General features: G+C 57.6%; 19 protein-coding genes. 9 read left to right on the top strand and 10 right to left on the bottom strand.

The features are described from left to right. The first annotated feature begins 3 nt into the window (after positions 1 to 3). The 3 genes from BLR44_RS14090 (at position 4) to BLR44_RS14080 (ending at position 7,936) form a co-directional block, all read left to right on the top strand. Complete coding sequence (locus tag BLR44_RS14090) at positions 4 to 1,305, top strand: MFS transporter (RefSeq protein ID WP_089682965.1); 1,302 nt, start codon at positions 4 to 6, stop codon at positions 1,303 to 1,305. 557 nt (positions 1,306 to 1,862) lie between these two features. Further along, positions 1,863 to 4,871, top strand: coding sequence for a T9SS type A sorting domain-containing protein (locus BLR44_RS14085; protein WP_089682963.1), 3,009 nt, complete (start codon positions 1,863 to 1,865; stop codon positions 4,869 to 4,871). Between the two features lie 221 nt (positions 4,872 to 5,092). Beyond that, positions 5,093 to 7,936, top strand: coding sequence for a PQQ-dependent sugar dehydrogenase (locus BLR44_RS14080; RefSeq protein ID WP_089682961.1), 2,844 nt, complete (start codon positions 5,093 to 5,095; stop codon positions 7,934 to 7,936). A gap of 48 nt (positions 7,937 to 7,984) precedes the next feature. Here the strand turns inward: BLR44_RS14080 and BLR44_RS14075 are convergent, their stop codons facing one another. Then, a complete protein-coding gene (locus tag BLR44_RS14075) occupies positions 7,985 to 8,620 on the bottom strand; it encodes an HD domain-containing protein (RefSeq protein WP_218127083.1) in 636 nt (211 codons plus the stop codon). Between the two features lie 85 nt (positions 8,621 to 8,705). On the opposite strand from BLR44_RS14075, the gene BLR44_RS14070 reads away from it, so the two are divergent. Beyond that, complete coding sequence (locus tag BLR44_RS14070; protein ID WP_089682959.1) at positions 8,706 to 9,632, top strand: bestrophin family protein; 927 nt, start codon at positions 8,706 to 8,708, stop codon at positions 9,630 to 9,632. 237 nt (positions 9,633 to 9,869) lie between these two features. Here BLR44_RS14070 and glgX read toward each other — a convergent pair whose 3' ends face one another. The 3 genes from glgX to BLR44_RS14055 form a co-directional block, all read right to left on the bottom strand. Further along, entirely contained in the window at positions 9,870 to 12,002 is a 2,133-nt protein-coding gene (gene glgX / locus BLR44_RS14065) for a glycogen debranching protein GlgX (protein ID WP_089682957.1), read from the bottom strand. 306 nt (positions 12,003 to 12,308) lie between these two features. Beyond that, complete coding sequence (locus tag BLR44_RS14060) at positions 12,309 to 13,985, bottom strand: glutamine--tRNA ligase/YqeY domain fusion protein (protein WP_089682955.1); 1,677 nt, start codon at positions 13,983 to 13,985, stop codon at positions 12,309 to 12,311. Positions 13,986 to 14,111: 126 nt separating this feature from the next. Further along, positions 14,112 to 16,544, bottom strand: coding sequence for an ABC transporter permease (locus BLR44_RS14055; protein ID WP_089682952.1), 2,433 nt, complete (start codon positions 16,542 to 16,544; stop codon positions 14,112 to 14,114). Between the two features lie 374 nt (positions 16,545 to 16,918). Here BLR44_RS14055 and BLR44_RS14050 point away from each other — a divergent pair, with 374 nt between their 5' ends. Next, the gene (locus BLR44_RS14050) at positions 16,919 to 17,221 is read left to right on the top strand and encodes a hypothetical protein (protein WP_089682951.1); all 303 of its coding nucleotides are present in this window, start codon (positions 16,919 to 16,921) and stop codon (positions 17,219 to 17,221) included. Between the two features lie 3 nt (positions 17,222 to 17,224). On the opposite strand, the gene BLR44_RS14045 is transcribed toward BLR44_RS14050, so the two are convergent. The 5 genes from BLR44_RS14045 to BLR44_RS14025 are packed head-to-tail and all read right to left on the bottom strand — an operon-like array spanning position 17,225 to position 20,807. Further along, the gene (locus BLR44_RS14045) at positions 17,225 to 17,893 is read right to left on the bottom strand and encodes a hypothetical protein (RefSeq protein WP_143017292.1); all 669 of its coding nucleotides are present in this window, start codon (positions 17,891 to 17,893) and stop codon (positions 17,225 to 17,227) included. Positions 17,894 to 17,906: 13 nt separating this feature from the next. Further along, a complete protein-coding gene (locus BLR44_RS14040; protein ID WP_089682946.1) occupies positions 17,907 to 18,599 on the bottom strand; it encodes a DUF4097 family beta strand repeat-containing protein in 693 nt (230 codons plus the stop codon). A gap of 10 nt (positions 18,600 to 18,609) precedes the next feature. Continuing rightward, positions 18,610 to 19,482 carry a DUF4097 family beta strand repeat-containing protein gene (locus BLR44_RS14035; protein ID WP_143017291.1) on the bottom strand — a complete coding sequence of 291 codons (873 nt, stop codon included), beginning with the start codon at positions 19,480 to 19,482 and terminating at the stop codon, positions 18,610 to 18,612. A 55-nt stretch (positions 19,483 to 19,537) separates the two neighbouring features. Then, complete coding sequence (locus BLR44_RS14030; protein ID WP_089682938.1) at positions 19,538 to 20,308, bottom strand: HEAT repeat domain-containing protein; 771 nt, start codon at positions 20,306 to 20,308, stop codon at positions 19,538 to 19,540. Continuing rightward, the gene (locus BLR44_RS14025; RefSeq protein ID WP_089682936.1) at positions 20,295 to 20,807 is read right to left on the bottom strand and encodes an RNA polymerase sigma factor; all 513 of its coding nucleotides are present in this window, start codon (positions 20,805 to 20,807) and stop codon (positions 20,295 to 20,297) included. The genes BLR44_RS14030 and BLR44_RS14025 overlap by 14 nt, the downstream gene beginning before the upstream one ends. A 246-nt stretch (positions 20,808 to 21,053) precedes the next feature. Here BLR44_RS14025 and BLR44_RS14020 point away from each other — a divergent pair, with 246 nt between their 5' ends. The 3 genes from BLR44_RS14020 to BLR44_RS14005 all read left to right on the top strand — a co-directional run bounded on the left by BLR44_RS14020 (position 21,054) and on the right by BLR44_RS14005 (position 24,025). Continuing rightward, positions 21,054 to 21,593 (top strand): hypothetical protein, encoded by a 540-nt coding sequence (locus BLR44_RS14020; protein ID WP_089682934.1) that lies wholly within the window; start codon positions 21,054 to 21,056, stop codon positions 21,591 to 21,593. A gap of 896 nt (positions 21,594 to 22,489) precedes the next feature. After that, a complete protein-coding gene (locus BLR44_RS14010) occupies positions 22,490 to 23,050 on the top strand; it encodes a hypothetical protein (RefSeq protein WP_143017290.1) in 561 nt (186 codons plus the stop codon). Between the two features lie 324 nt (positions 23,051 to 23,374). Continuing rightward, positions 23,375 to 24,025: a DUF3826 domain-containing protein gene (locus BLR44_RS14005; protein WP_176956046.1), complete on the top strand. Its 651-nt coding sequence runs from the start codon at positions 23,375 to 23,377 to the stop codon at positions 24,023 to 24,025. Here BLR44_RS14005 and BLR44_RS14000 read toward each other — a convergent pair whose 3' ends face one another. Further along, a complete protein-coding gene (locus tag BLR44_RS14000) occupies positions 24,026 to 24,691 on the bottom strand; it encodes a Rossmann-fold NAD(P)-binding domain-containing protein (RefSeq protein ID WP_089682927.1) in 666 nt (221 codons plus the stop codon). Positions 24,692 to 24,982: 291 nt separating this feature from the next. Here BLR44_RS14000 and BLR44_RS13995 point away from each other — a divergent pair, with 291 nt between their 5' ends. Beyond that, entirely contained in the window at positions 24,983 to 26,104 is a 1,122-nt protein-coding gene (locus BLR44_RS13995; protein ID WP_089682925.1) for a Gfo/Idh/MocA family protein, read from the top strand. Positions 26,105 to 26,109: the final 5 nt, after the last annotated feature.

Below are 26,109 nucleotides of genomic sequence, written 5' to 3'. Positions count from 1 at the left end.
CGCTTGGCAGCTTATCCTTTTGTACTGGCGGAGCACCGCTGGTTACGGTACACAACGTTTTTTGCCCTTTATGTCGTGCAGGGGGTACCCTCGGGTTTCGCCCTGACGGCGGTTGCCAACTACTTAGCGGCCGAAGGCGTGCCCTCCTGGGAGATCGGCCGCTTTATCGCCATCGTAGGGTTGCCCTGGACGCTCCAGTTTGTGTGGGGACCGCTGATCGACCGTTTTCAGGACTCACCGATGGGCCGTCGGCGGCCGTGGGTATTGTGTGCACAGGGGTGTGCCTTTCTGGCGTCGCTCATGCTCCTGAGGATAGACGACCCGAGTACGCAACTGAACCTGCTGGCGTGCGCTTTTTTGGGGCACAGCGTATTTGCCTCCATACAAGACGCTAGTGTCGATGCCATGGCGATTACACTCACCTCGGTCGACGAGCGGGGGCGGGTCAATGCGTTTATGCGCGGAGGCATGCTGACGGGAAGCGCGCTGGGCGCAGCCGGTTTTGCGTACCTCCTGCGGGCGTACGGCTTTCGCACGGCGGCCCTCCTGCAAGCGGTGCTACTGTTCTCCATGATGCTCGCTACGTTTTTTCTGAAGGAGCAACGGGCCGATCGTTGGATCACGTGGCCGGGCACCGCACGCGCTTCGTCGCTGTGTTCGTACGACGTACCGCATACGCTACGTACCCTCTTTCTGCGCTTGTTTCGGGGACTGACACGAGCCGTCAGCCTGCGTTTTTTCGCCGTCATTGCCGTTGTGTATCTGGCGCAGAGCGTGTTTCAGCGGACCATGGCCGTTTATCTGATTCAGGAGTTAGGGTGGCAGGATACCGAACTGTCGCTGCTGTCGGGAACGGTCGGCACGGCTGTGGCCGTTGGCGTGGCGCTGGCGGGGGGCATTCTGGCCGACCGGCTGGGGGCGCGTCGGATGCTGGCCGGAGTGGGGCTGGGGAACGGACTTTTTCTGCTCACGTTCGCCCTGCTGCTGGCCGTGAGCCACACCACCGCCTGGCTGGCCGGTGGCATGACGCTCTCGTACCTGATGGACCCGGTGTTCAGCGTAGCTGCGTTTCCGATCCTGATGGCCCTTTGTGTGCCCGGCGTGGAAGGGTCGCAGTTTACCACGTACATGGCCCTCATCAACCTGGCCGATGTGGCCGGTGCTTACCTGTCGGGGTGGCTGCTTCCCCTCGTTCCGGCGCCTTTCCTGGTGCTGGCCGCCGGTGGTACGTTGGTGAGCAACGCCATCCTGATCGGATACCTGATGCGCCGGGTGCCGTCCGAGGCCTTCCCCGCGCGAGCCTAAGCGGCTTTATGTTCATTTCTCCTTCGTGCTCTATAAAACAGAATCAGCGGGCGATGGTCTGAGTTTTATAACAATTTGTATACTAGTAAGGGGGTGGCAGCTTTCGTGCGGTGCCTAGCGGGTGCCGACCTGCATCGTTTCGTGACGGGAATTGCCTGCGGGTGACCGATGGACATGCGGTCGCAGAATCGCACGCTCCTCACTTCAGGGAACGATTGGGACCAAGGTTTTCGAGTGAAAAGGTGTTATGGAATCCACGCCCCAGACGCCCACGTGGCGCGTCCTACTTTTTAACCTACGCGCCAGCGACCCGACGTAAGAAATATAAAAATTGCGGGACGTATTTTGTTGAAAATCATCAACTTGTTGTCTGGTTTATTGTACCTTATGGCGTGTTGGCGGGACGGTGCCCCAACACCCGCTGCTCGCAGGCTCTGCCCGCGAGCAGCGGGCCTGGCTTTTCTGTTGTAGCGCGATCTGAATTTAACTGCCACTTCATGTTCAGGGCATGACTACGTCGTATTTCCATATCACTTCCATACCCAACTCTACTTTGTATGTACACCCACCTCTACCCCCGGGTCGCCAGACCGCTCCTGTGTTGCGGGCTGATGTTCCTGTCTGCGTTGCTGTCACTTCGTGCGCAAACCTGTGAGGGCGACGTCACCCTCTCGACACAAACCCAAGTGAATGCGTTTGCCTGTTCGGTCGTGACGGGCAACCTGACCATCAAATCGGCGTCTGCCGTTGCCGATCCCATTACCTCGCTGACCAAGCTTACGACCTTGACCCGGGTGGTCGGCAACCTGAACATCCAGGACAACGCTTCCCTGGCGACCCTGGAAGGCCTCAACAACCTGACGACCGTCAGTGGCAACCTGAGCATCGCCGGAAATGGTAGCTTGAACAACCTCCAGGCGCTGGCGAAGGTGATGGCGGTCGGCGGTGCGCTCGACATCGGCTTTAATGGCGTCCTGACGTCCCTGAGCGGACTGAGCGGCATCGTCTCCGTGGGCGACTACCTCAACATCCGGTTCAATGCCGCGCTGCCCAACTTGCAAGGGCTTTCGGCCCTCACGACGGTGGGGGGCTATTTGTCCATCTACCAGAATGCTGCACTGACCAGCTTGACGGGCCTCAACAAGCTGACCACCGTGGGGAGTTCGTTGCTGGTACAAAGCAACCCGAAACTGTCGGAGTGCTGTGTTTTGAAGTCGGTGATCGAAGCGGCCAAAGGCTCGGTCACCATCCAGAACAACGCCGCGGGGTGCAGTTCAGTCCCCGACCTGATGGCTGCCTGCGAGGCGCCTTCCGGTTGTGAAGGCAACGTGATGCTGACCACCCAGGCGGAGGTTAATGCCTTTGCGTGCCAGGCCATTACGGGAAATTTGTCGATCGTGACGGCCACAGGGAGTGCCGATCCGATCAAAACTCTGAAACCACTCGCCAGCCTCACTTCCGTCAGCGGAGATTTGTACATCGGGCAGAACGATGCCCTGGCTACCCTGGAGGGGCTACAGAACCTGACGACCATCGGCGGGGGACTGGCCCTCGGCAACAACGACGCGCTCCCCTCGCTGCAAGGGTTTCGGAAGCTGACGTCGGTAGGTGGTGCGTTGCAAATTTATTACAACGACAAACTGGCCACACTGGAAGGGCTCAATGGCCTGAAGACACTGGGCGGGGCGCTTTCCATCACCTACAATCCCCAGCTGAGCACGTGTTGCGTGTTGCAATCGGTCATCGCCGCCGCGCAGTCGGTGGTTACGATCCAGAACAACGCCACGGGGTGTAATTCGGCTACCGAGATTGCAACGGCCTGCACTCCCGACGAGCCGACGCCGGATGTCTGCGATGGTACGGTGGTACTCGCCACCCAAGCCGACGTCAACGCCTTTGCCTGCAAAACGGTGAAGGGAAATCTGGTCATCGGTATCGGCGATCTGGCCAATACGACGGTTTCCGACATCACCGACCTCTCGCCTCTGGCCAGCCTGACGTCGGTCGGAGGGACACTGATGATTCGTGCTACGCGGCTCAAAACCCTGGCGGGACTGGGCCAGCTGACGTCGGTCGGCGTGCGGTTGCTGATCCGCGAGAATGCGGTGCTGGAATCTGTTGCGGGACTGGGCGGCGTCCGCACCATCGGTGAGTTTCTGGTGATCCGCGAAAACAATGTCCTGAACAACCTGACGGCGCTACAGGGCGTCACCTCGATCAGCGAACTGCACGTGTTCAATAACCCTGCGCTGACGTCGTGTTGTGTGCTGGAAGAGGTGATTGCTGCAACTCAAGGCAAAGTCACGATCCAGAACAACGCCAAGGGCTGCAACTCCGTCGCCGACATTCAGAAAGCCTGCGCGCCGGCCTCGGTGCAGAAAATCTGGCTCGAAGCCGAATGCGCCCAGGTGGGCAGCAACTGGGTGACCAATACATCGGTGAGCGCGTCGAACGGCGGTTACGTAACCATCGCGGCGGGCTCGAACAGCCTGGACGTTGCGCCCACGGCGCTGGCCGACCGGGTGCGCTTTACGTTCACGGCGCAGGGCGGAGCGTATCGCATCTTCGCGCGCGTGGCAGCGCCCGATCCCAACGACGACTCGTTCTGGATTCGGGTGAACGGCGGCGACTGGCTGAAGTGGAACAGCCTCTTCGGCACTACCGACTGGGTATGGAAAGAGTTCGGGTCCAGCCCCTTTGCCCTCGTCGCGGGGACCAATGTGATCGACGTGGCGTACCGTGAAGACGGGGCTTTGCTCGATAAGCTGTACCTCACCACCAACAACGACCGGCCTGCCGGAATAGGGGGGGCGGCGGCCGCCTGCGTGGCCGATCCGACGCCCGTGCCGCCGCCGACCACAAGCGACCTCTGGTTCGAGGCGGAATGCGCGCAGGTGGGTAGCCGGTGGGATACCGTGCCGAACCTGTATGCGTCGCAGGGGCACTATGTAACGGTCCGCTTGCCCAACTATGGACACACACCGAGCGACGACCCGGCCGATCAGGTCTCTTTTGCATTCAACGTGGCGAAGGCGGACTCCTTCCAGTTCTTTGTGCGGGTACGTTCGCTGGGACGCGGGCAGAACTCGTTCTGGGTGAAAGTCGACGGCGGATCGTGGGCGTTGTGGAACGGCTGGGCCCCGTCGTACGACTTCCAGTGGGGGCAAGTGCTGGGACGCCGCTTCTGGTTGAAAGCCGGTGCGCACACACTTACGTTTGCGTTCCGCGAGCCCAATGTGCGCATGGACAAAGTCTACATCACCGCCCGCAACCAAGTTCCGGTGGGGCTGGGCGAAGCAGCAGACAACTGCGTAGAGGCCCGCCTGGCGTCGTCGGAGTTGCTTCCCAACGCGAAGGTATTCCACCTCTATCCCAATCCGGTACACGATCGGCTGACGATCGAGACCGACGTGCCGGCCCAGATCCGGCTCTACAATGCGTTGGGGAGTCAGGTGCTGGAGCGGCGGGTAACCCAGCGGCAGGTGCTGGACCTGAGTACCCTGCCGGCCGGGGTGTATTTCCTGAAGCGTGAGGGGTACGCTGCCGAACGGATCGTGAAACAGTAAACCAAGTTGCTTACAGATATTGATGGCACAAAACGACCCGGTCGGTCCGATCGGGTCGTTTTGTGTTCGGTAGGGCCGGGTGCATTCTACCGTTGGGCCGATATTCTCGACCATTTCCGCTGCAAGATTCTGGTAAAATGGATAGATTGCGTACCAAAGACACATTGATTTTGGTCGCATCGGCCATTCATCGTCTTTCTCCTACGAAACTATCTTGTGCTATGCTTTTACACCCGTACCACCACCTGATTCCGAGGGCGCTTCGGCCCTGTCTGAAATGGGGACTTTTCGCTTTGCCGCTGGTTCTTTTGAGCCACTGCAAACCTGCCGAACAAACCGCGGCCGCCGAAGAAACCGGCCCGCCCGAAGACAATCGTTTCACCAAAGTAGTGCTGACCCAACCCGGCGAACTCGACGAGCCGATGGAAATGACGTTTCTGGACGGCGGCCGTCGGGTGCTCTTTGTGGAGCGCAAGGGAGGCGTGAAGCTGGTCGATACAGAAACCAACCGCGTGAAACAGGTCGGGACCATCCCGGTCAATACGATTTACACCAACAAAGAAGGGCAAACGCGTCCTGCCGAAGAGGGCCTGATGGGCGTCGTGGCGCATCCCGACTTCGCCACCAACCACTGGATTTACCTCTACTATGCCGACCCGGACGAGCCGAAGCACGTGCTGGCGCGCTGGGAGTTGCGGGGCGATACGCTGGACCAGCGTACCAAAAAAGTGGTGCTGGAAATTCCTACGCAGCGCGAGGAGTGTTGCCACACCGGCGGCGGCATGGTCTTCGACAAAGAGGGCAACCTGTTTCTGACGGTCGGCAACAACACGGTCAATCCTCAATCGGGCTCGTCTAACCTGGACGAACGGCCCGGCCACGAAAACTCGGACGACCAGCGCACCGCCGGCAACACCAACGACCTGCGCGGCAAAATCCTCCGCATCCATCCCGAGCCCGACGGTTCGTACACCATCCCCGAAGGAAACCTCTTCCCGGTCGGTACCGAAAAGACCCGCCCCGAGATCTACACCATGGGGCACCGCAATCCGTGGCGGCCGACGCTCGACAGCAAAACCGGCTATCTCTACTGGGGCGAAGTGGGTCCCGATGCTTCGGAAGATACCGAAGAATGGGGACCGCGCGGCTACGACGAATTTAACCAGGCGCGCGAAGCGGGCTTTTTCGGGTGGCCGTATTTCATCGGCGACAACAAGCCGTATTTCGATTACGATCACGCGAACGAGCAGGTCGGCGCGCCGTTCGATACGGCCCACGTCATCAACGATTCGCCGAACAACACGGGCCTGCGCGAGCTGCCTGCGCCCCACAAAGCCTTCATTTGGTATCCGTACGGTCCGTCAGAAGAATTTCCGCTGGTGGGCAGCGCGGGCCGGAACGCCACCGGCGGACCGGTGTTTCGTCAGGCCGATTTCACCAACGCCGCCCGGCCGTTTCCCCGGTATTTTGAGGGCAAATGGCTGATTGTCGATTTCATGCGCGGGTGGATCATGGCCGTCACGATGGACGAAAACGGCAATTACGAGTCGATGGAGCGATTCCTGCCGGGCGAAAGCTTCAGCAGCGCCATCGACATGGACTTTAGCCCGACGGGCGATCTGTACGTGCTGGAATACGGCAGCGCCTGGTTCCGGGGGAACGACAACGCCCGCCTGGTTCGCATCGAATACAACGCCGGGAACCGCAAGCCGCAGGTGATGGCCTCGGCCGACAAGCTGGCGGGTGCGTTGCCGTTGCAGATAAAGCTTTCGTCGGAAGGCACGAAGGATTACGATAAGTACGATCAGGGAGCCCTGACTTACCAGTGGCAGGTCACGGGGCCGGATGGCAACGCCACGACCTACGACGAAGCCAACCCTACCGTGACCTTCGAACAGCCCGGTACGTACCAGGCCCAGCTGACCGTTACCGATACTAAGGGGGAGAAGAACAGCCAGTCGCTGGAAGTGAAAGCGGGCAACGCGCCGCCGCAGGTAACACTCGATCTGACACAAGGCAACCAAAGCTTTTTCTTCCCCAACCAGCCGCTGACCTACGCCGTGCAGGTGAGCGATCAGGAAGATGGCAGTCTGGCCGATGGGAGCATTCAGCCCCCTCAGGTGGCCGTAAACTTCGACTACGTGCCCGAGAGCTTCGACCCGATCGAAATTGCCCAGAACCACCGCAATGCCGAAGAGGCCGCCGCCCGGTTTGTGGCCGGCACGGCGCTGATGGCGCAAAGCGACTGTAAGTCGTGCCACCAACTCGACACCCGGTCCATCGGGCCGAGTTACCAGGAAGTGGCCGCCAAATACAAAAACGACAAAAACGCGCCCGACTACCTGGCGAACAAGGTGATTTCAGGCGGAAGTGGGGTTTGGGGAGAACACGCCATGAGCGCCCACCCGCAGCTCTCGAACGAAGATGCTCACACCATGGTGCGGTACATCCTGAGCCTGAACGATGCCCAACCGCAGCGCTTGCCTCTGCAAGGCACGTACACGCCGCAGGTACCCGAAGGAGAAAGCGGCAAGGGCGGATACCTGTTGCGGGCTGCCTATACCGACAAAGGTGCCGGACAAGTGCCTGCGCTGACCTCCGAAGCGGTTGTGGTGCTGCGCAATCCGGCGCTGGTGCCCGAGGCCGCCGACGTCAAAGAAAGCACCCAGCTGATGATTACGCCCGGCCGGGCCTTCTACATGGTGGGCGACCAGTCGCACCTGGGCTACCGGCAGTTGGATCTGACGGGCGTCAAGCAGGTGATGTGCCGGGTGCAGGTTTCGCCGCGCTCCGGTTCGCTCGGCGGGGTAATCGAGGTGCGCCTGGATGCGCCGGACGGAACGCTGATCGGCAAGACCGACACCTTGGCGCCGATTCAGCCGCAGGGCTGGCGGCAGCCGCCGACCGAGGCCGTAGCACCGCTTGAGCCTACGCAGGGCCGTCACGACGTCTATTTCGTGTTCCGCAATCCGGAAGCTAAAACCGATCGGTTTGTGATGAACGTCGTAGAACTGGAATTTCAGAATACCGATGCGCCGCCCGCCAAAGGGGTCGCCAGTAACTAAATGTTGTGCTTTGATTTTTGGCCCGGTCAGTTGCTGACCGGGCTTTTTTTATGCCTCGATTTCGTGGCGCAGCACGTCCAGGTAGTGCGTCATGAAGGTGACCCGCGTCTGTGCTTCCTGGCGACCCGCCTCGGTTTGCATGGTGGCAGGAAGGCGCAGCAGTTTGGTGTAAAAATGGTCGATGGTGAACTGCGCATCGTCGGCGGGGCGGTGTTCGGCAAACGGATCGTCGGGATCGTACAGCGGTCGCCCCAAAGCCCCACCGGTCAGCAGACAGCGCGAAAGGCCGATGGCCCCGAGCGCGTCGAGACGGTCGGCATCCTGCACGACCCGCGCCTCCAGCGTTTCGGGCGGAATGTTGGCAGAAAAACTATGCGCCGCAATGGCGTGTGCGATGGGGGAGAGGTGCGCCTCCGGATACTCGACGGACCGAAGGAACGTTACGGCGGTTTGTGCCGCCAGGCGAGAGGCCTCTTTGCGGCGTGGGTCGTCTTTCGCCACGATGACGCAGTCGTGCAGCCAGGCTGCCGGAACGACGATTTCCAGCGCGGCACCCTCGGCGTGCGCCAGTCGCTTGGCCGAGGTAACCACCCGGCGGATGTGGGCCAGGTCGTGCGCGGCATCGGCCGCTTGCAGGCAGGTATACAGAAATGATTCGAAGCGGGGTTCCCAGAGCGTGATCAAGAGCAGGAAAGGTTTGTCCGCCACAAGACTACCCAAAAGTCTCTTTATCACGTATCATTGTACTACCGCACCTAATGCTCTCTACATGCTTGTTAATCAGAACCTTCGACTTCATCGCTTCTTCAAATTCACCTGGAAAGTCGACATCCTCATGCTGCTGACCTGTCTTGCGGCTTTCCTGTTCGACAAATACGTGATCCTTACCTACACGCCCGTGCCGACTACCCTGCCTGCGCTGATCGGTACGGCCATTGCGTTCTTCATCGGTTTCAACAACAACCAGGCCTACGGCCGCTGGTGGGAAGCCCGCATCATTTGGGGCGCCATCGTGAACGATTCGCGGTCGTGGGCGCGGAACCTGCTGGCCTACTGTTCCATTCCGGTCGGGTCCGACATCACGCCCGAAGAGTTAAGGTTCCGGCAGCGGCGGATGATCATGCGGCACATCGGCTTTCTGTACGCCCTGAAGGAAGCACTCCGCAAGACGAAAGACACGACCTGGGCCTTCTACCTGTCGGAAGAGGAGGCCAAGGCGTTGAAAGAGTTCACCAACATTCCGAACGCCATTCTCGATCTACAGTCGCACGACCTGGAACAATTGCAGAAAGACGGCCTGATCGAAGGCTTCCGCTTCCTGGCGTTGAATGACCTGATCCGGGCCTTTTGTGACGGCATGGGCAAGTCTGAGCGCATCAATAACACCGTGTTCCCGACGCCCTACCTCTACTTTACGCGGGTCTGCATCTGGATTTTTATCATCCTGGTGACCATGGCGTTTGCCGAGTCGTCGGGGTTGTGGTCGGTATTTTTCGGCTGGGTGGTCGGGTTCATCTTCAACGTGACGCACCTGAACGGGATGCACATCATGAACCCCTTCTCCATCGACGATCTGCCCACCGGTGTGCCGATCAGTAGCATCACCCGCGCCATCGAGATCAACCTGCTGGAGGCGTTACAGGACGAACAGGTGCCCGACCCGATGGTGCCCGTGCGGGGCGAGTACATCTTCTGATAAATAAAAAAGGGGCTGTTTGCAGCCCCTTTTGATTGGTAAAAAATGCCCGTCGGTTGGCGCTCCGTTCATTCGGCGATTGTTTGACCCCATTCGTCTGGTCAGGAGGTCGTGCAACCGATCCGTGGCGCAATTCAGCAACTCTACCGAAGCCTTCCCGTTCGAAAAGACAGGTAGTAATCACTTTTTCAACTTTTACTTTTTCAACTTAAAGCTGCGCTCCGTGCAGCTTTTTTTTTATTTCTTGAGTGGATTCTTGAGTACCACGACCGAGCGGCTGTCGACGGTGATGTCCTGACCCGCTTCGAACGTAGGTCCACCTTCTTCGGTCAGAAAATCCTCGGCGGTGTCCAGCACTTTGGTCCAGGCTACCCCGTAGCGTTCCGGCGGCAGGCGGTACGTGAGCGGTTCGTAGTGCGCGTTGAAAATCAGGTAGAAATTATCGTCCACAATCTTCTCGCCGCGCGACCCCACCGAGCGAATGCCCCGGCCGTTCAAAAAGACCGCCAGCGACTTGGCGTAGTCGTGACTCCAGTGTTCGTCGTCCATCTCCGTACCTTCCGGCAAAAACCAGTTGATGTCTTCCAGCCCGATGCCCTTGATGGGTTGGCCCTGGAACCAGCGACGGCGGCAGAACGAAGGGTGCCGGCGGCAGAAATGAATCAGCTTCTGCGTGAACGACAGCAGGTGCTGGTCGGCTTCGGCCCAGTTGACCCACGAAATTTCGTTGTCTTGACAGTAGGCGTTGTTGTTCCCGTGTTGGGTGCGGCCTATCTCGTCGCCGGCCAGCAGCATGGGCACCCCCTGCGAAAGGAACAGGGTCGTCAGCATGTTGCGTTTCTGGCGCGCGCGCAGTTCGAGGATCTCCACGTCGTCGGTCGGGCCTTCCACACCACAGTTCCAGGAGCGGTTGTGGCTTTCGCCGTCGCGGTTGTCTTCGCCGTTGGCGTCGTTGTGTTTTTCGTTGTACGCCACCAGGTCGTGGAGCGTGAAGCCGTCGTGCGCCGTAATGAAGTTGATGCTGGCCGTCGGGCGACGGTAGTCTCCCTCGTACAGATCGGAGCTGCCCGTAAAGCGCTGGGCAAACTCGGCCAGCATGCTGTCGGCACCCCGCCAGTAGTCGCGCATACAGTCGCGGTAGAGGCCGTTCCACTCGGCCCATCCGGGAGGAAACTTACCCACCTGATAGCCACCCTCACCAACGTCCCAGGGTTCGGCAATGAGCTTGACCTGCGAGATGACGGGGTCCTGGTGAATGATGTCGAAGAAGGCACTGAGGCGGTCCACGTCGTGCAGCTCGCGCGCCAGACTCGACGCCAGGTCGAACCGAAATCCGTCCACGTGCATCTCGGTGATCCAGTAGCGCAGGCTATCCATGATCAGGCGCAACACGCTGGGCAGCCGCGCGTTGAGCGTGTTGCCCGTGCCGGTATAGTCGAAATAAAAGCGGTTGTCTTCCGTCAGCCGGTAATACGAAGCGTTGTCCACCCCGCGGAACGCCAAAGTGGGCCCCATGTGGCTTCCTTCGCCCGTGTGGTTGTAGACGACGTCCAGAATCACTTCGATGCCGGCGTTGTGCAGCGCTTTGACCATGGCTTTGAACTCCTGTACCTGGTGGCCCAGCGTTTTGTCGCTGGCATAGCGGACGTCGGGCGCAAAGAAGGCAATCGTGTTGTACCCCCAGTAGTTGGTCAGGCCCTTATCGTCCAGGTGGCGATCGGTCAGAAAATGGTGTACGGGCATAAGCTCTACCGCCGTGATCCCCAGTTCTTTCAGGTACTTGATGGTGACGGGGTGGCCCAGCGCAGCGTAAGTACCACGAATTTCCTCGGGAATGTCCGGGTGCATCTGGGTGAAACCCTTCACGTGCATTTCGTAAATGATGCTGCGGTAGTAGGGGATCTGCGGGCGCTTTTCGTCTCCCCAATCGAACGAGGAGTCGATTACGATGGATTTGGGCAGGTAAGGAGCGCTGTCGATCTCGCTGAAACTCAGGTCCTGATCCGGGTGACCGATTTCATAGCCAAACAACGCATCGTGCCACTGAATGGTACCCGACAGCGCCTTGGCGTACGGGTCGAGCAGCAGTTTGTGCGGGTTGAAACGGTGGCCGCTGTGCGGATCGTAAGGTCCGTGCACCCGGTACCCGTACAGTTGTCCCGGCTTGAGGCCCGGCAGGTACGCATGCCACACGTGGTGCGTCCGCTCGTGCAGGGGGATGCGGACGGTTTCGGCGTCCTGATCGGCCGCATCGAAAAGGCAAAGCTCCACACCGGTGGCATTGTCGGCATAGAGGGCAAAATTGACACCCTTCCCGTCCCAGGTAGCGCCCAGGGGATAGGGATGGCCAGGGTATACAGTACTATTCATAAAAATTGTTGCGTTTCTGTGATAAAAGTCTGGTAAAAGTAGATAAACAAGTGATAAGGCTATGTGTGCCCGATGCTTGGCGTGTGCTCGTCCGTGTGAGACCGCTTTTGTAGAGCGCAGCCGCAGAAGCCGATGCAGAGAACACAGTAGCGCATTCCGGCTCTCTGAGCATTAACTATAAAAAAAATCTTTGGTTACAGCGAATGCGATCAAAAACGGGTGTAACCGGGTGGTTTGGAGGCATAAATACAGAAAACCCAGGCCACTTGTCCAAAAGCGACTTGGGTTTTCGAAAAAAGAGTGCCGCTAACCTTTCTGCTGTTGCTTGGCCCAGTCGTCTTTGAGGGTGACGGTCCGGTTGAAGACGGGCTTGTGGTGCGTAGTGGTATCAGGATCGACACAGAAGTATCCTTTGCGTTCGAACTGAAACAGCGCGCCGGTTTCTACCTCCCCCAGGCTCGGTTCCACCACCGCATTAGGGAGCACCACGAGCGAGTCAGGATTCAGAAACTCTTTCCAGTCACGTTCCTTTTCACCCGCCGGATCTTCTACGGTGACGAGGCGGTCGTACAGACGAATTTCTGCGGCCACGGCGTGTGGTGCCGAAAGCCAGTGCAACGTCGCTTTTACCTTTTTGCCGGTGGTGTCCTGGCCACTGCGGCTGTCCGGATCGTAGGTGCAACGCAACTCCACGATCTCGCCGTTTTCGTTTTTCACCACGTCGTCGCACCGGATGATGTACGCGTACTTGAGGCGCACTTCCCGACCGGGGGCAAGGCGGAAGAATTTCTTCGGCGGATCTTCCATAAAGTCTTCGCGCTCGATGTACAACTCGCGGGAGAACGGGACCGACCGCGTGCCCGCTTCCGGATCTTCCGGATTGTTGGTGGCTTCCATCTGTTCGGTTTGTCCTTCCGGATAGTTGGTAATCACCACTTTCAGCGGATCGAGCACAGCCAGCCGACGCGCGGCGCGTTTGTTCAGGTCCTCGCGGATGGTGAATTCCAGCAGCGCCACGTCGATGATGTTGTCGCGCTTGGCCACGCCGACCCGCTCGGCAAATTTGCGGATGGCTTCGGGCGTATAGCCCCGGCGGCGCAGGCCCCGGATGGTCGGCAGGCGCGGATCGTCCCAGCCGTGCACGTACCCGCCTTCGACCAGTTCAAGCAGGCGGCGCTTGCTCATGATCGTATAATTCAGGTTGAGGCGCGCAAACTCGATCTGCTGTGGATGGTAGATGCCCAGCCGGTCGATGATCCAGTCGTAGAGGGGGCGGTGTACCTCGAACTCCAGCGTACAGACCGAATGCGTAATGCCCTCGATCGAATCCGACAGGCCGTGGGCGTAGTCGTACATCGGGTAAATGGGCCACTGGTCACCCGTCCGGTGATGGTGCGCCTTCCGGATGCGGTACAGCACGGGGTCGCGCATGTGCATGTTGGGCGAAGCCATGTCGATCTTGGCCCGGAGAGTTTTCGATCCGTCGGAGAACTCGCCGTGGCGCATCCGCTGAAACAGGTCCAGGTTCTCCTCCACCGAGCGATTCCGGTACGGACTTTCCTGACCCGGCTCCGTAGGCGTGCCCCGGCGCTCGGCAATCTCTTCCAACGTCAGGTCGCACACAAACGCATCGCCCGATTTGATCAGTTGCAGAGCATACTGGTAAAGCTGCTCGAAGTAATCGGAAGCGAAAAACTTCCCGGCCCACTCAAACCCGAGCCAGCGAACGTCTTCCTCAATGGCCTGTACGTAGTCGACCTTCTCGGTAACGGGGTTCGTGTCGTCGAACCGCAAATTGCACCTGCCGTTGTAGTCGCGCGCCAGCCCGAAGTTCAGGCAGATGGACTTGGCGTGGCCGATGTGCAGAAATCCGTTCGGCTCGGGGGGGAAGCGCGTGTGCACCCGCCCTCCGAATTTTCCGGTTTCTTCGTCTTTTTCTATGATTTGCTCAATAAAGTTGAGCGATTCTTTCACGTCTGACATAACTTATCCTTGCCTAATGGAGCAAAGATAACAGGAGAAAGGCAGATAAGGGTTCGCGGCCCGAAAAGTAGCGCCCACTCTCCGGCGTTGCCGCGGGAAATCGTAGCGAACGCTGCCCTCATCCGCTCATTCCGAGCGCAGTATCTTAGCCGGATTGGTATTGGCTCCACGCAGAATCTGTACGCTCACGGTGCCCAGGGCCAGCAACCCTAAAATCAGGACCGGCACCACGAACAGTTCCCACCCCAGCCCCATTCTGAACGCAAAGTTTTGCAGCCACGCGTCAACGCCGTACCACGTTAGGGGCAGGGCAATCAGGCTGGCGATGAGGACCAGTTGAAGAAACTGCCAGGAGAGGAGCGACAGGATGCTGCTCACCGAGGCCCCCAGCACCTTACGAATGCTGATCTCCTTGAGTTTGAGGGTAGTGGTGAAGGACGCCAGCCCCCACAGGCCCAGGCAGGCAATGACGATGGCGAGGGTGGCAAACGACGTAAAGATCTGCGCGAACTGCTGTTCGGACTGGTACTGCCGGTTGAAGAAATCGTCCAGGAAGTAATAATCGAAGGGATTGCCGGGAAACGCCGCCTTGTATTTCTGTTCTACCTGTTGAATGGTTCCGTTGAGGTCTGTGCCGGTCAGGTGAATGGAAAATGCCCGCTGCGAGACGGTATCGGCCAGGAAGAGCCACGGCGTGTGCTCCATTTTCAGCGAACTCCAATGGTAATTTTTCAGCACGCCCAGAATGGGGATGGTGTCGCCGCCCAGAATCAGGCGCTCTTCCAGGGCATGTTCCGGATCGCCCAGCCCAAAGGCGGTCAGGGCCGCTTCGTTGACCAGCACGGCGTGCAGGTCGGAGGCCATCTCCAGGTTGAAGTTGCGCCCGGCCAGCACCGTAATGCCGTACGTATCGACGAAGTCGGGATCGACCCACACCACCCGTCCGCTCTTCGCTTCCTCCGGTGGCGTGCCGTCCCGCCGCATGCCCGTACCCCAGTTGTGACCGCCCCCCGGAATGGCCCCCGAGGTGGTGACCGCTTCCACGCCGGCAAGTTGCTGCAGCTCCCTTTTCAGGGACAGCAGGCGGGTGGTCGAACCGTCACGTTCCAGCACCTTCGGTCCGTTGACCACGAGCATCTGGTCCATCGTCAGGCCCTTGTCCTGGTCCCGCATGTACACCACCTGCCGGTAGATGGCAAACGTGCCGGCAATCAGCACCAGCGAGGCCGCAAACTGAAACACCACGAGCGCTTTGCGCAGGGAAAAGCCGCCCTGCACGTTTCGCACCGAGCCTTTGAGCACCTGAATCGTGTTGAACGAAGACAACACAAAAGCCGGGTACGCCCCGGAGATGAGGGACCCCAGCAAAAACAAGGTAGTGAGCATCAGCCAGAAGCGGTAGTCACGGAACTCAAACGTCAACGCCTTGCCTACCATTTCGCCCAGCAGAGGAAGCAGGGCGAGGGCGATGAGAACGGCCAGCACGATGCTGATCAGATTCACCAGGACCGACTCAAAAATAAACTGGAGCATGAGCTGGCTGCGGTAAGCACCGATCGCTTTCTTGATCCCCACTTCGCGGGCGCGCTCCATCGCGCGGGCGGTCGAGAGGTTGATGTAGTTGATCCAGGCAATGGCGAGAATAAAAAACGAAATGAGCAGGAAAAAGTAGACGGTAGGAGTTTCGGACGTGTTTCCAGACTCGGTCGGCAATCCCTGGTTCAGGTGAATGCTCGGGAGCGGTTGTAGGACCATCTCCGCTTTGCTGTTGGTTTCGGCAAGGTCGTCTCCCTGGTATTTGGTGATGAACGCGGGCATCTTCGCCTCGGCCGTAGCCACGTCGGTGTGCGGCTGCAACTGTATGTACGTGAAGAAATTCTGCCACCCCCAGCCGTCGTCCTGCCGGTACTGTCCGCCCTGCAACAGGTTATGAATCGGAAAGAGGAACTCAAACGTGAAGTGCGAATTTTGCGGGACTTCTTCCAGCACCGCCGTCACCTCGTACTCGCCGTCGGCCCAGCCGCCCGACACCTGCACAATCTTCCCGAGCGGGTCTGCCTGTCCAAAATACTTCTTTGCCATCGCCGGACTGATCACCACTGAGTTGGGGCGATCCAGCGCCGTATGCAGATTCCCTTGCGCGGCCGTGTAGGTGAACACGTCGAAGAAAGTGGAGTCGACAAATTGCATCGATTCCTCGTAAAACGTCGTGGGCATACCCACCTCGTCCTGGTAGGTGACCACTGCGCCGCCGTACATCGGGTGGGTACGCACGTAGGTTTTCACTTCCGGGATATCGGCTTGGAGCAGAGGCCCTTGCGCGTAGCCGGTTTCCAGATCGACACCCCGGAATTCGCCGTTGCGGTAGGTGGCCGTGGTGGTCCGGTAAATCTGCGCGGCATTTTCGTGAAACCGGTCGTAACTCAACTCAAATTCGACGTATTTGAGAATCACCAGACAGACCGCCACCCCGAGGGCCAGGCCGAACAGGTTGATGAAGGAGTAGACTTTCCGTTTGAGGAGGTTGCGGACGGCCAGGGTGAAGAAGTTGCGAAGCATACGCGTGGGAATTTTTGGAGTGAAGCACGAGGGTGAAGAGAGGAAAACGTTGAGTAGCCAGAAACCTGCCAAAACGGGGATGGCGCTCCTCCGACGCCGGGAAGCGATGCACCGTATGGAGAATGTCCAGATTCGCACAGTCGCTGTGCGGTAGTGAACAGGTTTAGTGCGCAGAAGTGGACGACAGGGAGCGGAGGTAGACCCCGACGGATGACAAAAGTAGGGCTCGTGATGGAGAAGCGTTTGTCGTCAAGATCTGGTAAACTGCGTACTTGGGTTTGAGGTCCGGCGGAAGCAAGCTTTTTATTTTTACTCTTGTCACTATGGCTAGTTCACACAAAAGAAGCACCAACAGGAAAGTTAGATATAGCGCGATGGTATGGGCCGTAGTGGCGTGGATGACCTGCGCCTGCGATCAGGTGATTCGGTACGGATGTGGAGAATTGACCGGCGAGCGGAAAGCCTTCGTCGAACGTCTCAATGCGTCCCAGGTCGGTAGGTTGGAAGCGGCCCCGGTGCCCTGTTATGATGACTATCTTGAAGTACGTTGCCAACAGGAAATCCCCGCCGCGTTCTGGCCGAAGCTGGATTCCCTCGCGGCAGCGCTGGGCTGGCAGGAAGTGTTGGTCTACGACCGCACCGGGACATTGATCAGAGGCCATACGGGCTCCATGTAAACACTACTCTTTCTTCCGGATGTAGAGATTGCTGCCGGTCGAGGCGAGCGTGATCGGCACCTGGCCGCCGTGCCAGTCGCCTTCGTACTGCGCACCCACCTGAAAGCGCCCCGATTGCGGTTGCGTCGGCAGGTCCAGATTCGTGAAGATTTCCCCGCCGATGGTTTTCAGGTCGAACCGTGCCGACTGACTCTCCGCGATCCGCAGCTCCACGTCACCCCCGACCGACTGGACGTCGAGTGGCCCGCCGTTGTGGTCCAGTTCCACGTCGCCGCTGATGGTCCGCAGGTAGACCGACTGGCGGGGCGGCACCTGAAGGGTGATGTAAATCCGCAGCCAGTCGTCGTCTGCCGAGTAGACGTTTCGGTCGTGGTAGTGCTGACGCGACAGTTCTTTCAGGTTTTCGATTTCCGATTCAAGCGAGAGGCGATCGTCGGTCTGCGTCACCCGGTACTGAAAGGCGTCGTCGTCCTGCCCGTCGTTAATGGAAACGGAGGCTTGGAACACCACCGCCCCCGGTTGGCCTGGCGTCACGGCGATGGTGGTGGCGAATGGCAGATCGAGCTTCACTTCCGTAGTCGGCTTCACGGCATAGGTCTGTTCGATCTGTTTTTGCGCGTGGGCCGAGACACAAAGGGCCAGCCCACACAAAAGAGGGAGAAAGGGTTTCATAGGAAGAAGGAGGTTAGTATTGATGAATCAGCACGTCGCCGGTGACGGTTTCCAGCGTCAGGGGAATGCCGCCGCCGTTGATCGTCAGCGCATTTTCCTGCCCGGCAATGCGGTAGAGGCCGTCTTCGCGAACGGGCTCGAAGGGAAAGTCGGTGTAGAGCACGCCCATTACCGTCTTGGCCGTGACGTCCGTGCCCTGGTTCCGGGGAACGAAGAGGTCGACTTTGCCGCTGATGGAATGGACGCGGAGTGGCGCTCCGGTCGGGGGAATCACGAGCGATCCGTTGATCGTCTCCAGCGCCAGCGGAACGCCTTTCGGCAGAAACACCTCGTAGCGGATGTCGACCGTGACGCCCCACGCCTGGCCGTTGCGGCGGGAGTACATTACTTTATGTGACGTCTTGTCGGGCAGCGGCCGCGCCAGCGAATCGAGGTCAGGAATGTCGGCCACAAAGGCCACCGTGTCGGGCGTGGTTTCGGTGTTCAGTGCGTACGCGTCGTCGTCTTGCCCGTCGTTGATCGAGACCAGCGCGATGACCTGAGCCTCCGGCCGATCCCAGGTTTTCACCACGATCGAATCGGCCAGTTCCAGCTTCAGGCGCAGGGCCTGCCCTGAGGTCAACGGCAGTTGCTTTTCGACGCGACGCTGTGCCCGACCGGCGAAGGAGAGCCCCAACAGGAGGGAGGTAAGCAAAAGGAAGCGCATGGCCGGGGGGTTATTTCTTCCGCAGATAAATCGTGCCGCCCACCGACTGCAACCGGATGTCGACGCCGCCGCCGTTCAGCGAACCTTTGATTTTGCCCTGCCCACCGAAGCGGCGCATGTTTTTCTCCTGATTCGCTTGGTCCAGTTGCACGTCCATATCCGTGTAAATCTCGCCACCCATCGTGCTCATTTCCAGGTTGGCCGGGGTATTGGACGGAAGGGTGACGTCGATCTCGCCGCCCGTCGAGGCGATGGAAATGGGGTTGTTCTGGTTGACCTTCGAGAAGCGGGCGTTGATGTCGCCCCCCACGGTATTGACCACCGCCGGACCGGTAATTTCCTCCAGGTTGACCTCCGACGCAAACGCATCGATCTCGATTTTGCTCGACAGGTTTTTCAGGTGAATGGCTCCCGACATCGGACTTTTGTAATCCATCACGACCGCGACATTGGCCGGTAGCTTGATCAGGTAGGGTTCAGAACTGCGCTGCGGGGCCACGCCGAGCACCTCGACCGTATTGTTGGCCTCTTTCACCTCCAACCCGATGCCTGTGTTGTCGACACCCGCCGCGGTCAGCGAGCGCATCCCTTCGGCTTTTTTCGGCGGCGGCTGGTACCCTTGCTGCGTAATCAGGATTTCGTTGCCGGCATACGCTTCGATGACCACGTCGGCCCCGAGGTCGGCGATTTTGAGGGAGCCCGGCTGCCCGGCTTTGCTCAGTTTGATGCGATACTCTTTTGTTTCGCCGGAAGCGGCGCGATTCTGGCCGCTGCTGGCACGGGTGCCGACGCTCTGGCCGCTTCCTACGCGGGCAGTTTGGGCGGTCAACAGGGAGGGAGCGCTTACGAACAGGGCGCAAGCGAGAAGGGTGACTTTATACATGATGTTAAAAGATGGCTAAGGTTGAACTCGGTGTAGTTATGTGTTGTGTTGGGTGTTAGCTCTGTTGCAGCATCGTCAGGCCCTGGCGTGCCACCCGCTTGACGACGTCCATCGTCTGCTGGTCATCCAGGAGCAGTTCCAGCGAAGGGCGGGCCCGTTTTTCTTCCAGATCGACCAGCACGTTGATGACGGCGATTTGTACAATGGGCTCGGTCTGTTGCGGTAAGGAGTGGATGAGTGCCTGCCGGACCGCTTCGCTCTGGCTGAACCGGCCCAGCGCCTCGGCGGCGGTGAGGCGCACGTTCGGATTGCCGTCGTGGTTGAGCGTGCGGACCAGTGCGTCGACCACCTTGGGGTCGGGCGGCAGGGCATCGGCGTAGCTCACCGCCTTGATGCGCTCGCTGGCCGAGGGGTTGTCGAGCAGCGACAGCATCATCAGCTGTTTCATGTCCTTCATCTCCTCGTGCAGCGCCGACACCTGCGTTTGCGTGGCAGCTTCGTGGTACTGATCGGTCCACCACCAACTCACCAGCGACCCGAGCAACAGGCCCACCAGACTGGCCGCGATGCCCACTTCCCAGAGCATCCGGCGGATGCGCGTCCGGTCCGTTTCCGCATCGATGGCCTCCAGGAGTTGCGGCGTATGGCGCAGCGGAAACGTGTCGTCCTGCCGCGCCGCGAAGAACCGGAATTGGGCCGCGTAGACGCGCAGGTGTTCGGGCACCTCTTCGTAGGTGAAGTAGTCGGCGAGTAGCTTTTCTTCTTCCAGCGTCGTTTCGCCCGCCTCGTATTTTTCCACCAGGGTTTCGATCTCAGGGGTTTTCATAGCTACTGATTTTGAGGAATCCTTCTTTCACGTGCTGGCGGGCGCGGTGCAACAACACCCGGAGGTGGTTGGCCTGCAGGCCGGTAATCGCTTCCATCTCTTCGAACGAGTAGCCCTCCACGTTGCGCAGGTGCATCACCAGACGTTGCTGCGGCGGCAGGTCGGCAAAGAGTTGCTCCATGATCCGTGTCTGGTCGGCCGCTTCCATCGTCTGGTACGGCGTCGCGTCGCCGCCATTCAGTTCCAGGCGGTTGGCGTCGTACATCGGTTGGCGCTTGGCCGATTTCAGCGTATTCAGGCACTGATTCTTGGTGATCTGGAGCGCCAACGCCTCCACACTGCGGTAGGCCGACAGGTCATCGCGCTTCGTCCAGAGCTTCAACAGCACCTCCTGCGTCGCGTCCTCCGCCTCCTGCGTATTCTGCAACAGGGCCTTCGCCAGGCGAAACACCTGATTCCGAACCGGAAACACGCGATGCAAGAAGGTCTGTCTGTCCATAGTCATCGGTAAGACAACCGAAGGAAGGAAACATTACAGCCATTCGAAAAAAAAGTTGAAAAACTTCGCGGAAGGTCGGTGCCAGTACCAAAAGTACACGTATGGGAGAAGAAATCGCTTGGTAATGTCATGCTAGAAATGCGAGAAGATTACAGCAGATGGGGGGGCGTTTTTTGCTTTCTTTACCAGCCGTAAGACCTAAAAGCTGCGCTAAAACGATACTGTAGAACGCTACTCGCCAAGAAGATGAAAGAGTACAGAATAGACCCTACCAAAATTCCGCAATACACCCGTCGAAAGGACAACCGCGTATTCAGAATCCTGCTTATTGCCCTCCTTAGCTTTCCATTGTTTGCCTTGCTGCTGCCACAACCTGCAGGAGCGCCTACCGAAGCCATGTGGACCGTCGTGGCAGCATTCTTGGTGACAGGGGGGATAGTCGGGTCGATCTACCTGAATAACAAGAAACTTACCCGCCTAAGCGCAGAGAATTTAAGAATCGTCCTCGATGATGCTTCTATTACCAGAACTATTGATCTAGAAAAAGAACCCAGGATGAACTTCCTGCATCGATTCAGCTACCAGCGAGCGAAAGCGAGTACAGGGGGATTTGATGCAAGAATGTCTTTGGAGGAAATAAAAGGGATGGAGAGCCGGAATGGAGATCTGTTGATCAAGTCCAAAACATTGACTGGCAAATACGAGATTTTGATCCCTCAGGAGTTAGATGGATTTGAAGAACTTGAAAAGACTCTAAGAGACAAGTTAGAGGCAAATGGGTGCTAATTTTGTTGATGCCGCATGATTTTGAACGACTCATTGAAATAGGACTTGGATTTAGAAATTTAGGAGTGTGATGAGAATAGCGATTGCTCTGTGCCTAACAGGTACCTACTGTTCATTTGATGGCCTTGGGATCGTGTCATCGCGGTTTGCTTTGCTCTCTCTACTCATCAAGGCTGTGTTTTGCATCTTAGGTTTCTATTACCTGAGAGTACTTTTTACCGCAAGTAAGCTATCTGCTTATAAGCTTGTCGCGATTGCTTTCATTCCTTTCCTAATTCTCATTACAGGCGTCTTTAACTACTTTAGTTTCTTCCCCACCTTGGAGACGTATGAGCTAAAAGTGATTTACTTCAATAATTCAGACAAGGAGCCAGAAGAACAGAATAGAATTGAGTACTTTGAAGTGGAGTATGGGCTGTTCAATACCGCTACGAAATACGAGCGCGTGTCTACTTTCTTAGAGGTATTCGAAATCAGGAAAAGAATTTTCCCTCCATACGAAGAGTTAAGGCGATATAAACTTCGAAGATTTTACAATGGATATCCGGAGATTTGAATCTTTATAATTTATCCAGATGTATTCCAGAGCTATTTCCGGGAAAATTACCACTAACCTATGCATCAGTATGTTGTCCAAGGCACGCCTGCATGAGTAGATTGAATCTCACTGCTTACTGTATCGCTTCGCAACATAGCTATTGAGATGGGGGAGTTCTAGCTATATTGAATTCCTGATGTGCTCTACATCGCGTAAGATTACAGAAATTGATACGTGCGTCGCCACACTTCAACGGCGACGTAGCTTCGATCAGTTAGACAAGGACCGCATGATAGGGAAATAATACACAGAAAATATAACACACATGTGTGTTACTCATACGTTATTAATCATAAAGATGACAACCGTAAAAATTATTTTTAGCACACTAATCTCAGCAATCACCTATGGAATAATACATGATATGATTACCGCTCATCTTTGTGTTGAGTACTTTACTATAGGACACCCAAGAGTAATCGAAAGTGAATCTCCCGTTCTTCTAGCACTATTGTGGGGAGTAATCGCAACATGGTGGGTCGCTTTACCTATGGGAATATTAATCGCAGGATTTAGCCAATTTGGCAAGAAACCAACTTTAGAATTTCGGGATGTGATAAAACTAATTCTAAAATTGTTGCTTATCATGTTTGGGATCGCTCTAATTGCGGGTGTTGTAGGTTATGTGCTTACTGAGCTTGACATAATTTACCTAGTACTGCGGCTTGCAGAACAATTGGACCCTTCGGTTCATAGTAAATTTTTAGCGGTTGGTTGGGCGCATACATCATCATATTTGAGTGGAATAATAGGAACGATAATCGTTTGTACTATAATTTCTAAAAAAAGAAAAAGCTTAATAATATCAAATAAAAGCCCCGGGCTGAACAACCACAATCGAAAAGCCCGCGTCTCCTAGTTGAGAACCGTCAGACAAGCAACACGTTCTTCCAAATGGGCACCCACCGTCGCGACGTAGCCTCTGATTTCCGATGAGGAGGCGAAACAGCATGGAAGCAGCAAATCGGAGGTTCAGCGCTCAACTCACCGAAAACCGGTTGGCGAAGACTGTTTTCTCGCGGAGTTTCGCAGAGGGATGCGCGGAGTTTTCGCAGAGGTTGTTTCCGACATTGCGCGACTCTGCGGAAGACTCTGTGAAACTCCGCGAGAAATGGAAGCGCCGGCGTCGGGTATAACGCGGCTTTTTGTTGCACTATCTGCATATACTCTTTTCCCCAACGACATGCAGACCCTTCGCCTCTTTTTGCTGATTTCCTTCCTCACCACGACCGCCGTTTGCAGCCAATCCGCCGACGACCAGCAACGGGCCAAAGCCGCCGAGTGGGTCGCGACGTTGCAGTTGCAAGATGCCGCCAAGGAAGCGCGACTGACGAACGTCATTTCCACGCACCTCACAGCCGTTCGCGACTGGCACAATGCCCATCCCGCGTCGGAGGTGCCGGAGGGCCTCAATCCGTCGACCGGTGAACCTTTGAGTGAGCTGCACCGCACGATTATCGCGCATTCGGCGAAACCCGCGTCGGTCCACGAAAACCTGATGAGCGGCCTGCGAAAAGACCTATCTGAGGCGCAGGTGGAAGCGATTCTGGATCAGTACACCGTCGGGAAAGTCGACTTCACCATGAAGGCCTACCGCGAGATTGTCCCCAACTTCACCGCCGAAGAGGAATCGACCATCCGGGGCTACCTGGAACAGGCCCGCGAACAGGCCGTCGATTTCAAGAACATGAAGGAAATCTCGGCCATTTTCGAGATCTACAAAACCAAGGCGGAGCAGTACCTCAACGCGAACGGCCGCAACTGGCGTCAGATGTACAAGGATTACGTCAACGCCGCCAAAGCCCGCAAAGCCGCCGAGCAGTCGTCCAACTGATTATGCTTTCCCCACTTCGTTGATGTCGAGGCTTTCAAGCACCTGCTTGGCGTACCCGTGCTGCGCGACGTGGAGCATCGCCTGCCCGAGGATGATGGTCGAGGTGGCGTACTTGGGAAACTTCCGCAGCAGCGGCACCAGTGGACGAATCACCTGGTACAACCGGTTGTAGAGCGGCGTGCGGGAAGAAACGCCCTTCCGTGCCTCGATAAAGCCCGGCCGGAACATGTACGCCTGTCGGAAAGGGAGGGCTAGCAGATCGTTCTCCGTTTTGCCCTTCACGCGTGCCCACATCGTGCGCCCCTGCTCCGTGCTGTCCGTGCCCGCCCCCGAAACGTAACAGAACGTCATGTCTGCATTCAGGTCCAGCAGCGTCTTCGCAACCTGCAGCGTCAGGTCGTAGGTAATCTTACGGTACGCCTCCTCCGACATCCCCGCCGACGACACGCCCAGGCAAAAGAAACAGGCGTCGTAGCCTGCCAGTTGCGCGGCGATGGGCGAGAGGTTGAAAAAATCCTGGTGAACGATTTCGGTGAGTTTGGGATGGGTGAGCCCAATCGACTGCCGGTTGATCACCAGCACCGCTTCTACCTGCGGACTCGCCAGGCATTCCAGCAGCACGCCTTTCCCCACCATGCCGGTCGATCCGGTGATGATTGCTTTCATGCGACAAATGTTGTGTCTCAAACGCGTATGTGCCCAAGGTACGGAAATCCCGCCGGGCGACTTAAGACAAGTCTAGGGCAACGGTAAAAATCGTAGAAGAACGTGCGGAAACTTCTGCCGTCGTGCTCAAGAGCCCGAGTGCTTTGAAGCTGACTACAAGAAAAACCGCCGGGCAGGCCGTCGAAGACCTGTTGATTTTTTGAGCGAGGCACCCGTCTACACCTCGCTTTTGGGTATGTTCGCAGGCGAGCGAGGTTTCGACTTCTCTCCGAAACCACTCAATTCCCCACCATGCCTACTCCTCTACTTTCTTGCTTCCTGCTTGCTTTGTACCTGCCCCTGTTTGCCGTGGCGCAGGGAAAAGAGAAACCCCTGAAAATCGGGATCGTGAGCCTGACCCACTCGCACGTGCATGGCCTTCTCGCTGCTTTTCGTAACCAGGGCCGTGCTGATATTCAGATCGTGGGCATCGCAGAGGCCAATCGGCAGGTCGCGCAGCGTTATGCCACGCAGTACGGATTCTCGATGGACCTGGTCTACCCGACGATGGAGGCGATGCTCGAAGCCACTCGTCCCGAAGCCGTAACGGCCTTTGGCCCGATTGATCAGCACCTGGCGGTGGTGGAGGCGTGTGCGCCACGCGGCATTCACGTCATGGTCGAGAAGCCGCTGGCCGTCAACCTGGACCACGCCCGAAAAATGGAGGCGTTAGCGAAAAAACATAGCATCCAGCTCCTCACCAACTACGAAACCACCTGGTACCCAACCAACGCAAAAGCGTACGCGCTGCTTGAGGCCGGCGAAGTGGGCGATCTGGTCAAAATAGTGGTCCGCGATGGGCACCGTGGGCCGAAGCACATTGTCGGCGAGCCGGAATTTCTGGAGTGGCTCATCGATCCGATCCAGAACGGGGGCGGGGCCATCATGGATTTTGGATGTTATGGGGTGAATCTGTCGACTTGGCTGCAACGTGGCAAAAAGCCCTTATCGGTCACGGCCGTCACGCAGCAACTCCAGCCAGAGAACAATCCGAAGGTCGATGACGAGGCCACGATCATCCTTCACTACGACGATAGCCAAGCGCTTATTCAGCCCTCCTGGAACTGGCCCATTGGCCGGAAGGACATGGAAGTGTACGGTCGGACGGGTGTATTGCTGGCCGATAACAAATACGACCTCCGCGTGCGGTATGCAGAAGGGTATGACGGCTTCCAGGAAAAGGCATTCCATCTGGAAGACCGAGAATCGCCCTATAACGATCCCTTCGCCTTTTATGCGGCCGTTGTCCGAAAGAAGATCACGCTGGAACCGTACGATCTTTCTTCATTGGAAAACAACATGATTGTGATGGAGATTCTGGAGGCAGCCACCCGAAGCGCAGCCGAAAAGAAGACCATCTTTTTGGGAAAGTAGCCTTT

Origin of the sequence: Catalinimonas alkaloidigena, from assembly GCF_900100765.1 — a bacterium.
In the GTDB taxonomy this organism is placed as follows: domain Bacteria; phylum Bacteroidota; class Bacteroidia; order Cytophagales; family Flexibacteraceae; genus Mooreia; species Mooreia alkaloidigena.
The sequence above is the reverse complement of the archived record's forward strand: the minus strand, read 5'-3'. Positions and strand labels throughout refer to the sequence as shown.